The 13684-nt window shown below is 60.6% G+C and carries 12 protein-coding genes; 6 read left to right on the top strand and 6 right to left on the bottom strand.

The window, feature by feature from the left end:
* Window positions 1–17 precede the first annotated feature (17 nt).
* Entirely contained in the window at window positions 18–1625 is a 1608-nt protein-coding gene (secD, locus tag IP81_RS13420; protein WP_054108467.1) for a protein translocase subunit SecD, read from the top strand.
* A gap of 15 nt (window positions 1626–1640) precedes the next feature.
* Window positions 1641–2618 (top strand): protein translocase subunit SecF, encoded by a 978-nt coding sequence (gene secF, locus IP81_RS13415; RefSeq protein ID WP_054108466.1) that lies wholly within the window; start codon window positions 1641–1643, stop codon window positions 2616–2618.
* 39 nt (window positions 2619–2657) lie between these two features.
* Here the strand turns inward: secF and IP81_RS13410 are convergent, their stop codons facing one another.
* A complete protein-coding gene (locus IP81_RS13410; protein ID WP_197274627.1) occupies window positions 2658–3845 on the bottom strand; it encodes a glycosyltransferase in 1188 nt (395 codons plus the stop codon).
* A gap of 1 nt (window position 3846) precedes the next feature.
* Window positions 3847–4419 (bottom strand): helix-turn-helix domain-containing protein, encoded by a 573-nt coding sequence (locus tag IP81_RS13405; RefSeq protein ID WP_054108570.1) that lies wholly within the window; start codon window positions 4417–4419, stop codon window positions 3847–3849.
* Window positions 4420–4659: 240 nt separating this feature from the next.
* On the opposite strand from IP81_RS13405, the gene IP81_RS13400 reads away from it, so the two are divergent.
* Window positions 4660–6480 (top strand): DUF885 family protein, encoded by a 1821-nt coding sequence (locus IP81_RS13400; protein WP_054108569.1) that lies wholly within the window; start codon window positions 4660–4662, stop codon window positions 6478–6480.
* 40 nt (window positions 6481–6520) lie between these two features.
* Here the strand turns inward: IP81_RS13400 and IP81_RS13395 are convergent, their stop codons facing one another.
* Window positions 6521–8308 carry an ABC-F family ATP-binding cassette domain-containing protein gene (locus tag IP81_RS13395; RefSeq protein WP_054108465.1) on the bottom strand — a complete coding sequence of 596 codons (1788 nt, stop codon included), beginning with the start codon at window positions 8306–8308 and terminating at the stop codon, window positions 6521–6523.
* Window positions 8309–8483: 175 nt separating this feature from the next.
* Between IP81_RS13395 and IP81_RS13390 the strand changes: the two genes are divergently transcribed.
* The 3 genes from IP81_RS13390 (at window position 8484) to IP81_RS13380 (ending at window position 10948) form a co-directional block, all read left to right on the top strand.
* Window positions 8484–8750, top strand: a complete 267-nt coding sequence (locus IP81_RS13390) for a PepSY domain-containing protein (RefSeq protein WP_231626653.1) — start codon at window positions 8484–8486, stop codon at window positions 8748–8750.
* Window positions 8751–8851: 101 nt separating this feature from the next.
* The gene (locus tag IP81_RS13385; RefSeq protein WP_054108464.1) at window positions 8852–9529 is read left to right on the top strand and encodes a response regulator transcription factor; all 678 of its coding nucleotides are present in this window, start codon (window positions 8852–8854) and stop codon (window positions 9527–9529) included.
* Window positions 9530–9619: 90 nt separating this feature from the next.
* Window positions 9620–10948, top strand: coding sequence for a sensor histidine kinase KdpD (locus tag IP81_RS13380; protein WP_054108567.1), 1329 nt, complete (start codon window positions 9620–9622; stop codon window positions 10946–10948).
* Here IP81_RS13380 and IP81_RS13375 read toward each other — a convergent pair whose 3' ends face one another.
* Genes IP81_RS13375 through rdgB form a run of 3 tightly spaced genes read right to left on the bottom strand, consistent with a single transcriptional unit; the run spans window position 10949 to window position 13639 of the window.
* Window positions 10949–11854 carry a tyrosine recombinase XerC gene (locus IP81_RS13375; RefSeq protein ID WP_054108463.1) on the bottom strand — a complete coding sequence of 302 codons (906 nt, stop codon included), beginning with the start codon at window positions 11852–11854 and terminating at the stop codon, window positions 10949–10951.
* Complete coding sequence (gene hemW, locus IP81_RS13370) at window positions 11851–13002, bottom strand: radical SAM family heme chaperone HemW (protein WP_054108462.1); 1152 nt, start codon at window positions 13000–13002, stop codon at window positions 11851–11853. The genes IP81_RS13375 and hemW overlap by 4 nt, the downstream gene beginning before the upstream one ends.
* Window positions 13003–13012: 10 nt before the next feature.
* Window positions 13013–13639 carry an RdgB/HAM1 family non-canonical purine NTP pyrophosphatase gene (gene rdgB, locus IP81_RS13365; RefSeq protein WP_054108461.1) on the bottom strand — a complete coding sequence of 209 codons (627 nt, stop codon included), beginning with the start codon at window positions 13637–13639 and terminating at the stop codon, window positions 13013–13015.
* Window positions 13640–13684 lie beyond the last annotated feature (45 nt).

Here is a 13684-nt window from a genome sequence, read left to right as displayed (position 1 = left end):
TCGAAAGCTGACCGCCCATGCTCGAATTTCCGCGCTGGAAGGTGATCTGGCTCTGGTTCATCACGCTGGCTTGCGTGATTGCCGCGATCCCCTCGCTCACTTCCACCATGGGCCTTTCGTGGCCATCCACACTGCCCGAACCCAAGGTCAACCTCGGGCTCGATCTGGCAGGTGGTAGCCACATCCTGCTGGAAGCCGATCCGACCCAGGTGCGCCAGCAGCGCATCGAGGGCATGGAAGAGTCTGTGCGCACCAAGCTGCGGCAGGATGGCAAGAACATCCGCATCAGCGACATTTCCAATCGCGATGGCGCGCTTACGTTTGTGGTGGCCAACCCAGCGCAAGTCGATGCCGTGCGCGAGGCTATCTTGCCGCTGACCAATGGTGCGGGCCTGACCGGCCAGCGCGATTGGGATATCAATGTCAGCGATGGCAACCGCTTTATCCTGAAGCCCACCAATGCAGGTGTCGATCAGGCGGTGAGCCAAGCGATGGACACAGCGGTGGAGGTGGTGCGCAAACGCATTGACGCGCTGGGCACCAAAGAGCCGACGATCATCCGTTCCGGCCCCACACGCATCGTGGTTCAGGTTCCGGGCTTGCAAGACCCGCAGGCCTTGAAGAACCTGTTGGGGCAGACAGCCAAGCTGGAGTTCAAGCTAGTCGATACGGCTGCGCTACCTTCGGATGTGGCGCAAGGGATTGCGCCTGCGGGCAGCGAAATTGTGCCGTTCATCAGTCCTGCCGAGGGTGGCGGAATGCCTGCCATCGCAGTGAAGCGGCTGGGCGGTATTCGCGGCGATCAATTGACCAATGCGCAACAGACCAACAACCAGCAAACCAACGAGCCCGTCGTCAACATTACCTTCAATACCGAAGGTGGGGCCAAGTTTGCCAAGTTGACCACGCAGAATACCGGCAAGCAGTTTGCCATCATCCTTGATGGCAAAGTGCTGTCGGCTCCGACCATCAACGAGCCGATTCTTGGCGGCAGCGCGATTATCTCGGGCCGGTTCACGGCGGAAAGCGCAAACTCGCTGGCGATTTCGCTGCGGTCTGGCGCGCTGCCGGTGGATCTCAAGGTGGTGGAAGAGCGCACCGTCGGGCCTGATCTAGGGGCTGACTCGATCCGTCGCGGAATGATTGCGATGGGCGTTGGCACGCTGGCGTTGATGGTGTTCATCTTCGTGACCTATGGCCGGTTTGGCGTTTATGCCAACGTGGCACTGATTATCAACGTGGTGATGATCCTCGGGATCATGGCGGTGATCAACACCACGCTAACGCTGCCGGGCATCGCGGGCTTTGTTTTGACGATTGGTGCGGCGGTTGATGCCAACGTGCTGATCAACGAGCGTATACGCGAAGAGCGGCATCGCGGGCGCAAGGTCGTCGCGGCGGTCGAGATGGGCTACAAGGAAGCCAGTCGTGCGATCTTCGATGCCAATATCACCAACGTTATTGCAGCGGTGCTGATGTTCGCCTTCGGATCGGGGCCGGTGAAGGGCTTTGCCATCGTTCTAATGATCGGCATCGTCACATCGGTGTTCACGGCGGTGACGCTAACGCGGCTTTGGGTTATGCAGTGGCTGCGCCGCGCGCGCCCTGCCGACCTGAATTTGTAAGGGGAGACCGGAACCATGAAACTCCTCAAACTCGTTCCTGACGATACCAACATCCACTTCCTCAAGTGGCGTCTGCCGTTTTACATCGTCAGCATGATCCTGATCGCGGCTTCGTGGGGACTGGTCCTGACCAAGGGCCTCAACTTCGGCGTGGATTTCGTTGGCGGGCAGATGATCCGCGTGACGTTCGAGCGCAGCCCGGAAGCGCCGGTGGTGGAACTGCGCAGCCAGGTGGACAAGCTTGGCTATGGCGAGCCGATCATCCAGCGTTACGGTAAGCCCAACGAGATTTCGATCCGGATGAAGCTGCCCGAAGGCGCGGACAGCGATGCAGCACTGTCTGACAAGATGGCGCGCACGATCACCGCAGACATCAAAAAGAACCACGCCGATGCGCGGATTGACGGGGTCGATTCCGTATCGGGCAAGGTTTCCAAGGAGCTGGGCTGGGATGCGTTCAAGGCACTCGGCTTTGCGGCGCTGGCCGTGGCAGCCTATATCTGGATCCGGTTCGAGTGGCAGTTCGGCGTTGGCGCGCTGTTTGCGCTGTTCCATGACGTTTCGCTGACGCTGGGGCTGTTTGCGATTACCGGCATGGAGTTCGATCTGAATATCGTGGCGGCATTGCTGACGCTGATCGGTTATTCGCTGAACGATACGATCGTGGTTTACGACCGCATCCGCGAGAACATGAAGAAGTTCCGCAAGATGCCGATGCCCGAATTGCTTGACCTTTCGGTGAACGAAACACTGGCGCGCACGATTGTGACGTCGCTCTCGATCCTGATCACGCTGGCGGCGCTGCTTTTGCTGGGGCCTGATGTGATCTTCGGATTTACCGCTGCGATCACGCTGGGGATTTTCGTGGGTACATATAGCTCGATCTATATGGCCGCGCCGATTCTGATCTGGCTGAAAGTCAATCCGAACAGCTTTGTGCCGACCGAAACCGCGCTGGACAAGCAAGAGCGGCTGGCGCGCGAAGGCGTGTAACTCCCAAGCCAGACTATTTAAAATTTGCGGCGGTGGGCTTCAGGGCTTTGCCGCCGCTTTTTCGTAGATTTCGGAAAGCGCTGCTGCGTTGGCGGACCAACTGAAGCGTTCGGCATTGGCGGCGACGGAATTCTGACCGGGCGGGTTGGCGAGCACTTCGATTACGGCTTGGGCGATGGCTTCAGGCGTGCGTTCAACGATGCGGCCTGCGCTATCGTCCAGCACGACTTCGCGTGCGCCGCCTATGTCGGGGATGATGACGGGGGTGCCGCAAGCAATGGCTTCGATCCACGCATTGGCGAGGCCTTCGCGTTCAGAGGGTAGCACCATGGCATCGGCGGCGCATAGCAAGTGCGGGAGCACGTCATGCTCAACCGCGCCGGGAAAGTGTACGCGCGCTGCAAAGCCCAATTCGCTGGCAAGGGCTTTGAGCGCGGCGTCCTCGGGTCCGGTGCCTGCGATGACCAACTGCACATCATCGGGCAAATGCGAAAGCGCACGGATTGCGATGGCTTGGCCCTTGATGGGGACGAGCGCGCCGACACTCAGCAGAAGCGGGCCGTCGGGCGGGACGTCAAGGCCCGGGATGCCCGAAATCCTTTGCCGCGAGGCTTTACGGTCAAGTGGTTGGAAGCGGTCACGGTCAAGTCCGGTGTAATGAACATGGGTGTTGTCTTCGGGCATACCCAGGGCCGCCATGTCTTGGGCCAGACCCTGTGATACGGACAAGAGGGCTTTGGCCTGATGCGCGGCGGTGAGCATCTGACAGCGGGCGAGGGCGCTTTTGCCCCACAAATGAATGTCTGATCCGCGTGCTTTGATGGCCAGCGGCAAGCCGAGCGCGCGGGCAATTCTGGCGGCAGCTGGGCCATCCGGATAAAAGAACTGGGCATCGACCATATCGAACGGTGTTTGCTTATGCAGGCGCTGGGCCATAGGCAGGACGGCGTTGGCGATGAGGGCGGGATTGAACGGACCCGAGATGGCGGGGATCAGTGTGAAACGGGGGTGGTGGACCGTCACGGCACCTTGGTTTTCCACCGGCGGGATCGCGCGCAAGGGGGCGTAACGCTTCAAGGGGAGGGGCGGCAGACCGATAGGGTTGATCACGGTGACCTGCCAATCCCCCCGCGCGGCGAGCGCCTCCATCTGCCGGGCGACAAAGCGGCCAAAGCCGGTGCGTCCGGGTGCGGGATAGAGTGTTGAAATGGAAAGCAGGCGCAACACGTCAGAGTTTCCGCACCAGCATTTCGGCAAGGCCCAGCCAGAATGGCCGGTCTATGATGACCTGACGCTGGCCTGCGCCGGGAGGCAGCAGGGCGATGCGGCCATCGCGATGATCGATCAAGCGACCAAAGGTAAAGCGGCCACCGGGGCGAGGCGCGAGGACATCGCGGTTGAAAGCGCGTGCAAAGTCGTCAGGCTCAATCTGGCGGATCCACACCTGATCGCCTGCGCGGTACTCTCCCGCGCTTGCATCGACCGCCATAGCCATCAGGCGAGCCGAGCCATCGAGCGCCACAGGGAGGATGGCATCCATCGGTTTGGCCAGCGCTTCGGCACCGTGGACAGTAAGGCGTGCGACAAACCGGGCCGGGGATTCCTCATCCGGTTTGAGCAGCAATTGCGGTTCGACGCCGAGCGCGGCACCGATCCGGTTCATCCATACGAGCGACAAACTGCGCATGCCGGTTTCAAGCCGGCCGATGGTTTGCGCTGTTGTTGGCGGGTCGCAGCGCGCGGCGACATCTGCCAATGTGAGGCCCTTTTGGCGGCGAATGTCGCGAATTCGATTGATCATGGTGCGGCCCATTAACCGGAACGGTGTTTTTTGTTCTCCTATAAACCGCACAGAGAGGCAAGAGTTTTGCGTGTTCGGGGAATGTTCGAAGAGGTTTGGGATTTGCCTGCAAGGTTTGCTGCGTTGCGGATTTGCCGCATCGGCAGCAGCGGAAAGTATCTTCTGTAACAAAAATACCTTTAAACCGCACTCCGGCTGTGGCACCGGCCTGTAAGATATTGATAACCGGAGATGATGCCGATGACCTTTCGTTTCAGCCGCCGTTCTTTCGTAGCATCCGCCAGTGCTGCGACGGTGCTTGCCTTCCGCCCCGGTTTGTCATTCGCGGCTGCGCTTGGCGGTGAGGATGCAAAGCTTGATGCCTTGTTTACCCGCATTTTCAATGACCAGCTTCTGCTTGCGCCCGAGCAGGCCACCTCGCTTGGGCTTGATAAGGGCGTAATGGCCGGTCTGCGCTCAAAGCTGGGCGATGATAGCGCCGCAGGGCGCGCGGCCTCGGTTGCGCAAACCCGTGCATCGCTGGCCGATCTGGCAAAGATCAATGACAAGGCGCTGTCGGATGCGATGAAGGTCAACCTTGATGTGGTGCGCTACCAGCTTGAGCGCCGCCTTGATGGCCCGCGTTTCGGCATCGACAATCCGCAATCGCCCTATCGCATTACCCAGCGGTTTTGTTCGGCGTTCAACGTGCCGGATTTCCTCGATTCAACCCATCCGATGAATTCGGTCGAGGATGCAGAGGCCTATCTTGCCCGTCTTGCGCAGCTTGCCACAGCGATTGACGACGACATTGCAGAACAGCGTGAACAGGCTGGACGCGGGATTCTTGCCCCGGCATGGACGCTTGATCTTGCGCTGGGCCAGTTGGCCAAGCTGCGCGAACCTGCGCCGGGCGAATCCTCGATGGTGAAGTCGATTGTCCGCCGCACCGCGACAAAGGGGATTTCCGGTCAGTGGCAGCAGCGTGCAGAAACCATCGTGCGCGACGCAATTTACCCCGCGATTGACCGTCAGATTGCCTTGCTTGAACAGCTTAAGCCGACGACCGTAGCAGGCGATGGCGCTTGGCGCATTCCGCGTGGCGACGAAATCTATGCTGCCGCGCTGGCCCAAGCGACGACGACGAATTTTACGCCTGAAGAAGTTCACCAGATCGGGTTGGAACAGGTGGCCGAATTGACCGCGCAGCTTGATGTTGTGCTCAAGGCGGCAGGATATACCAAGGGCACGGTGGGTGAACGCCTCGCCGCGCTAAACACCCTGCCAGAGCAGCTCTATGCCAATACGCCTGAGAGCCGTGCGGAACTGATCGCCAGCCTGAACGCCGGTGTGAAGAAGATGAATGCGCTGCTTCCGCGTGCTTTCGCGACCCTGCCCGATCAGCCGCTGGATATCCGCGCGGTGCCGGTGGAAATTCAGGATGGGGCTGCAAACGGGTATTATTATTCGGCGTCGCTCGATGGCAGCCGTCCGGCGATTTACTGGATCAACCTCAAGGAAGTGTCGGATTGGCCGAAATATACGCTGCCCTCGCTCACCTATCACGAAGGGACGCCGGGCCATCACTTGCAAATCAGTCTGGCGCAAAGGTCGGACAGCATCCCGTTGATCCGCAAGACCGGGGGCTTTTCTGCCTATTCCGAAGGTTGGGCGCTCTATTCCGAGCAAGTGGCCGATGAACTGGGCGCTTATGACGGCATCGAGAAAGCTGGCTATCTCCAGTCATTCCTGTTCCGCGCGACAAGGCTCGTTGTCGACACCGGCATTCACTCCAAGCGCTGGAGCCGCGAGAAGGCGACCGACTATATGGTGGCGACGACCGGCTTTACCCGCCCGCGCACGCTGCGCGAAGTCGAGCGTTATTGCACGATGATCGGGCAGGCTTGCAGCTACAAGATCGGCCACATCGCTTGGACGCGCGCGCGGGAAAAGGCGCAGAAGGCGCTGGGCGCGAAGTTTGATATCAAGCAGTTCCATGAAGTGCTGCTGGAAGGCGCCATGCCGCTGTCAATCCTCGAAAAGCGCATTGAGGAACGCACGGCGGCGGCGTTGAAGGCGTAACCGCAAAGCCTGCGCCTCCACTTTTGTGGGCGCGCAGGCTTTAACCTTCGACCATTTCGGCCAGTTCCAACCAGCGTTCTTCGGCGGTGTCTTTTTCAGCACGGACTTTGGCGAGAGCCTGCATCAGGGCATCGAACTTCTTGGGATCTTTGCTGTAGAGGTCCGGGTCTGCCAACTGGGTTTCGCCGCGCGCGATGGCGGCGTCGAGTTCTTCGATCCGCTTGGGCAAGATTTCGTAATCGCGCTGGTCTTTGTAGGACAGCTTGCCCTTCTTGGGCGGCAGCGGTGCGATGACGGGTGAGGGAGCCTGCTTTGCAGCAGCCTTTGCGCCTGCCGCATTGCGGGTTTTGCGCATCTTTTCCCAATCGGCATAGCCGCCTGCCACGATATCGACACGGCCAGAGCCATCCATGCCGAGCGTGATCGTGACTGTGCGATCAAGGAAATCGCGGTCATGGCTGACGATCAGCACGGTGCCATCATAGTCCGAGATGACTTCCTGCAACAGATCGAGCGTTTCCAGATCGAGATCGTTGGTCGGCTCATCAAGCACCAGAAGGTTCGAGAAACGCGCGAATTCACGGGCGAGCAGGAGCCGTGAGCGTTCGCCGCCCGAGAGCGTGCCGATGCGCGCTTCGACAAGGTTGGGATCGAAAAGGAAGTCTTTGAGATAGCCGTGGATGTGTTTGCGCACGCCGCGCACATCAATCCAGTCACTGCCATCGGCCAGCACATCGCGGACGCGCTTTTCGGGCGACATCAGGCTGCGCTGCTGATCAATCATGATGCCTTGCAGCGTCTTGGCCAGCGTAATCTTGCCGCTATCGGGTTCGAGTTCGCCGGTGAGCAGCTTGAGCAGCGTGGTCTTGCCTGCACCGTTCGAGCCGACGACGCCGATGCGGTCCTTGCGCGTGATGCGCAGGGTGAAGTCCTTGATAATCGGGCGGTCACCGAAAGACTTGGTGGCGTGATCGGCGACGATAACGGCTTTGCTCTTGGCATCATCGCTGGCGATCGCGAGTTTTGCGGTGCCTTGCGGGGTGAGCATCGCAGCACGCTGGGCGCGCATCTCCCACAGCTTTTCAAGGCGGCCCTGGTTGCGTTTGCGCCGCGCGGTGACGCCACGTTCCAGCCAATGCGCTTCGATCTTGAGCTTGGCGTCAAGTTTGTCGGCGGCGCGGGCTTCTTCGGCATAGACGGTTTCCATCCACGCTTCGTAGCTGCCAAAGCCGATGTCCTTGCGGCGCAGCGATCCACGGTCGAGCCACAGTGTCGCTTTGGTCAGGCGTTCGAGGAAGGTGCGATCATGGCTGATCACCACGAACGCGCCCTTGTAGCGCATCAGCCAGTCTTCCAGCCAATCGATGGCGGCAAGATCGAGGTGGTTGGTTGGCTCATCGAGCAGGAGCAAGTCGGGCTCGCTGGCAAGCGCGCGTGCAAGGGCGGCACGGCGGCGTTCGCCCCCGCTGGCGCTATCGGCCTTGCGCGAAAGATCGATGCCAAGCTGGCCAGCAATGGCCTCGACTTCGTGGCGGGGCGGGGCATCTTTGCCTGATAGCGCGAAATCCATCAGCGTATCATAGCCGGTGAAGAACGGGTCTTGCTCCAGCGTGATAATGCGCGTGCCCGGCTGGATAGAGCGGGTGCCCTTATCGGCATCGACCTGCCCGCCGATCAGTTTGAGCAGCGTGGTTTTGCCCGCGCCATTGCGGCCGATCAGCGCGAGGCGATCACGCGGGCCGATGTGAATGTCGAGGTCGCTGAAAAGCCAGCCATTGCCTTGGATAAGGCCAAGGCCCTCCCAGCTGAGAATTGGTGCTGCTGCCATGGGGGTTGCGCTTAGCGGTGCTGTCGCCAATGCGCAACGCCGCTGCCTGAATGATTATTGGCTGAATGATTGCAGGCTTAATGAGTGCAGGTGCGCTTATTCACGGCTTGTTCAATGGTGCGCGTTTAGGCATGCGGGCATCATGCGATTTGCACCTTTTCTTCTTGCGGCCGTTATGGCCACCGCTTTGCCCGCAACGTCCCAAGCGCAACAGCGCCCGGACGAGCAGAACGAGGCGCGGCGCGATTTACGCTCGGGTGCGGTGCGCCCATTGCGCGATATCGAACGCCGTGTTTTACCAACCAAACAGGGCATGCAATATCTTGGGCCGGAATATGATCCTGCGGCAATGGTCTATAGGCTGAAGTTTATTCGCGATGGCCGGGTTATGTTTGTCGATGTGGATGCCAAGACCGGGCAAATACTTGGCGAGTCTCGCTGAACAAGAGCTTTCGCGGCAGTTCCTTGACCGTTCAGGTTTACAGCCCCATCTAGTTATTCACGTTAAGCGCGAATGTCGCGTTCAGCAGGGGACAGATTTCCATGCGCATCCTGATCGTCGAGGATGAACCCACTCTCGGCAAACAGCTCAAGTCCACGCTTGAACAGACCGGCTATGCCGTTGATCTTTCGGTTGATGGTGAAGACGGGCACTTCATGGGCTCGACCGAGGAATATGACGCCGTCGTGCTCGACCTTGGCCTGCCCGAAATTGACGGGCTGACCGTGTTGGGCATGTGGCGCAAGGAAGGCCGCAAGTTTCCCGTGCTGGTGCTGACAGCGCGTGATTCGTGGTCGGACAAAGTGGCTGGCCTTGATGCAGGTGCAGATGATTATCTGGCCAAGCCGTTCCAGACCGAGGAACTGATCGCCCGCCTGCGTGCGCTGATCCGCCGCGCTTCGGGCAATTCGTCGTCCGAATTGACAGCGGGTGACGTGCGGCTGGACACGCGATCAGGCCGGGTGACACTGGCGGGCGAGCCGGTGAAGCTGACTGCGCAAGAGTACAAGCTGTTGTCCTATCTGTTGCATCACAAAGGCAAAGTTGTCAGCCGTACCGAATTGATCGAACATATCTACGATCAGGATTTTGATCGCGATTCGAACACGATAGAAGTGTTCGTGACGCGTATTCGCAAAAAGCTGGGGCCGGATGTGATCACCACGATCCGCGGACTTGGCTATAGCCTTGATGATCCGGCAGGTCCCGGCCGGGGGTAAACCGTGGCCGAAAGCAGGCCTGCCCGAAATGCGCCTTCACAGCGGGCGATAGATACGCCAGCGCCCCACACCGGGTCGCTGGCGCGTCGCATGTTGCTGATCGCGTCGGCCTGGGTGACGGTGCTGCTGCTGGGTGGCGGCTTGGCGCTGGATCAATCGCTGACCGGTCTGGTGACGCGCAATTTCGACGAGCAGCTTGGTTACATGCTGACCGCGATGGTCGCTTCGGCAGAGATCGGCCCGGATGGCGAGGTGTTTTTCAACCGGCCTTTGGGTGACCAGCGATTTCTGGAGCCGAACAGCGGGCTCTATTGGCAAATTTCGGGACAGGGGCATGAGGATTTCCCCTCGCGCTCGCTGTGGGACCGGTCTCTGACCAGCGATCTGGACAAGAACCACATTGATCCCAAGATTGATGACAGCGGCCAATTTGAAGGCGAGCCGCTGCGGATTATCAAGCGCTCGGTGATTTTGCCGGGTACCAATACCTTGTGGGAGTTTCAGGTTGCGGCCAGCCGTGGGGAACTGGACGCCCAGATCCGGCGCATTCGTGCGATCCTGATATGGTCGTTTCTGGTGCTGGGACTTGGCCTGTTCGTGATGGCGGGTTTGCAGACGTTTTACGGCTTGGGGCCGCTGCGCCGGGTGCGCCTGGCGATTGCGCGGATGCGCGAAGGCGGGGCGAGCCGGGTAACCGATCCGCTGCCGCTGGAAGTGCAGCCGATGGTGCAGGAGTTAAATGCGCTGCTCGAACATTCCGAGCGGCAGGCCGAAGAAGCGCGGACGCATGCGGGCAACCTGGCCCATGCTCTGAAAACACCACTGACGGTGGTGATGAACGCGGCAACCGCCAAGGCCGACGACCTTTCCGATACGGTCATCCGCGAGGCTGCCGTTATGCGGCGGCAGGTGGATCACCACTTGGCGCGCGCGCGCGCGGTGGGGCGGCGAGCCGTGGGCCTGTCACGCGCGCAAGTGTGGGAAAGCGCCGAAGCGGTGGAGCGCGCGGTAACGCGGCTCTATCCGCAAGTGCGGCTGGATATGGATGGCAACCGCGCTGCGGAAGTATCGATTGAACGGCAGGACCTTGATGAAGTGCTTGGTAACCTGATTGAGAACGCGGCCAAGTATGGCGGCGGATCGGTGTTTATCACAATTGATGCAGTGCCCTCCGATCCGAAATTCTGCGAAATCTGGGTGGAGGATGACGGCATGGGCATCCCCGAAGATGCGCGCGTGCGGATATTTGATCGCGGTGCGCGGCTGGATACCAGCAAGCCGGGCACGGGCCTTGGGCTAGCGATCGTGCGCGATGTGGCCGAGATTTATGGCGGCGGTGTCGAATTGCGCGAGAGCGATGATCTGGGCGGATTGTTGTCCGTGTTGCGGCTGCCGCGTCCTCCTGTCCAAAGCAAATAGTCAGGCGCGGGGGTGGGCGTTGCGATAGACGTCGAGCAAGATTGCAGCGTCCACTTTCGTGTAAATCTGCGTTGAGGACAGGCTGGCGTGGCCGAGCAGTTCCTGCAAGCTGCGCAAATCAGCGCCTGCGCTGAGTAAGTGCGTGGCGAAGGAATGGCGGAGCGCGTGGGGCGTGGCGGTTGCGGGCAGGCCAAGGTAAGTTCGCGCACGGGCTACGGCGCGCTGGACCATACCTTGCGCCAAAGGACCGCCTTTCGCGCCCCGGAACAAGGGGTGATCTTTGGCAAGCGGCCAAGGGCATTGGCGGATGTAATCTTCCACCCCTGCGCGCACGATGGGCAGCAAAGGCAACACGCGCTGGCGTCCGCCTTTGCCGGTGATCATGATGGTTTCACCCAATGGGAGGACCGAGGCCGGAAGCGCCAAGGCTTCGGCAATGCGCATGCCTGCGCCATACAGCAGGAGCAGAACGGCGCGGTCGCGTGCGGCGATCCATGGCTGGCTGGCATCGTCGGCGACGGTCTCTGCAAGGTTTACCGCTTCGTCAGGCGTAATCGGGCGGGGCAGGCCTTTTTTGACGCGAGGGCCGCGCAGGCGGGGGCGGCCAAGATCGCCATTGCCATCATGATCGCCTGATTGTTCGCGGGCGAAAGCGATGAAGGTTTTGAGCGCGGAAAGCTCGCGCGCGGCAGAGACATTGCCGAGGCCATCGGCGCGGCGTTCGGCTAGATGGGTGCGCAAGGTTCCGGCATCAAGGCGGGCGAGGGACTCCCACGATTGCGGTGCTGGCAGGGTGTGCAGCAAGCGTGCCGCTGTGGCGGCATAAGCGCGGACCGTGTGCGGGGAGCGCCGCCGGGATTGGCTGAGATGTGCGTTCCACGCCTCAAGGATATCGGCGGTGGTCATGCGCTGACGAGTGTGTCGGGCACAAGTTCTGCCAGCAAGGCTTCGAGCAGCGGCGCGCCTTGCTCGGTCACGAGCAAGATTGCCCCGTTATCAGCCAGATGGCCGATGCTGGTGTAAAACTGGCGCTTGGCCGGATCGATCAGATCAGCCCCGGTAAATCCGAAGCGTGCGGCGAGCTTGACGGGTTCGATGCCTTCGGTGAGGCGCAGGCCCATCAGCACGGCTTCCATGGCCTGATCGGACGGGGTGAGCGCGCGTTCCTCGGCGATACCGTGCCTGCGCTCTGCATGGGCGCGCAGATAATTCTCGGGCTTCTTGTGGCGGATGGTAGCCATGCCAAGCCTACGCCCGTGCGCTCCCGGGCCTATGCCGACATAGTCCTGATAGCGCCAGTAAGTGAGATTGTGGCGGCTTTCTTCACCGGGGCGAGCGTGATTGCTGGTCTCGTAAGCGGGCAGACCGCCTGCGGTTGTGAGTTCACGGGTGAGGGTGAAGAGGTCTGCGGCGGCATCATCGTCCAGCGGTGCAATCTTGCCTTCGCGCACGAGCGTGGCGAAGCGGGTGCCGGGCTCAATGGTCAATTGATAGAGCGAAAGATGGCTGGTTCCAAAACCTAAAGCGCGCTTGAGCTCCGCTTCCCATGCTTCGGGCGTGTGTCCGGGACGGGCATAAATGAGATCGAAGCTGACACGGGAGAACAGGCGTTGCGCAAGTTCCAATGCGGCAAGGCTTTCTTTGACGTCATGAAGTCGGCCTAGGAATTTCAGAGTGTTATCATCGAGCGCCTGAAGCCCGAGCGACACGCGGTTGATCCCTGCGGTGCAGAGGGCGGCGAAATTGGCAGCTTCGACCGAACTGGGATTGGCCTCCAGCGTAATCTCGATGCCGGGGGTAAAGCCCCAAAGCCGCTTTGCTTCGTTCAAGAGCGTTTCCACCAGAGCTGGCGGCATCAGCGAGGGCGTGCCGCCGCCGAAGAAGATCGAAGTGAGCGGTCGGTTTGCGGTGAGCGCCGCTTCATGGCGCATATCTGCGAGCAGTGCGGCTTCCCAAGCCTCGATGTCGGTGCGTGCCCGGACATGGCTGTTGAAATCGCAATAGGGGCACTTTGCGAGGCAAAACGGCCAGTGGATGTAGAGTGCAAGCGCCATGGCAAGAGGGTTAGGCTGAAAACTGCTCCGCTACCAGCTTTGCGAAAGCATCGGCGCGGTGGCTGATTTTGTGTTTCTCGGCCGGATCGAGTTCGGCAAACGTGCGGTCATAGCCTGTGGGCACAAAGACCGGGTCATAGCCGAAGCCCAGCGTACCGCGCGGTGGCCATGTGAGGGCGCCGGGGGCGCGACCTTCATAGACGGCGTGGGTGCCATCGGGCCATGCGATGGCGAGCGTGCAGGCGAAGTGGCAATCGCGAGAGACGTCCGGACCGAGTTCGGCGAGTTTGCCTTCGACTTTGCCCATCGCCATGTACCAATCGCGGCGGGGGCCGCCTTCATAAATGGCAGCTTCAGCCCAATCGGCAGTATAGACGCCGGGCAAGCCCTTTAGCGCATCGACACAGAGGCCGGAGTCATCAGCTAGCGAGGGAAGCCGCGAGGCCTCCGCCGCTGCCTGCGCCTTGATCAGCGCGTTTTCGACAAACGTCAGGCCTGTCTCGTCCGGTTCGCCCAGCCCGAGTTCGCCTGCCGAGAGGCATTCCATGCCATAAGGGGCGAGCAGGGCCTGGATTTCCTTGAGCTTACCCGCGTTGTGCGTGGCGATGACAAGCTTTCCGGGGGCTAGGCGGGGCATTGGAGTTCCTTGAACCATTCGTCTTGAACCGTTTGTCGTCATCTC

The organism is Novosphingobium sp. AAP83 (genome assembly GCF_001295795.1).
Classification (GTDB): Bacteria; Pseudomonadota; Alphaproteobacteria; order Sphingomonadales; family Sphingomonadaceae; genus Novosphingobium.
Note: the sequence above shows the minus strand (reverse complement) of the source record. Positions and strands in the feature narration are given on the sequence as shown.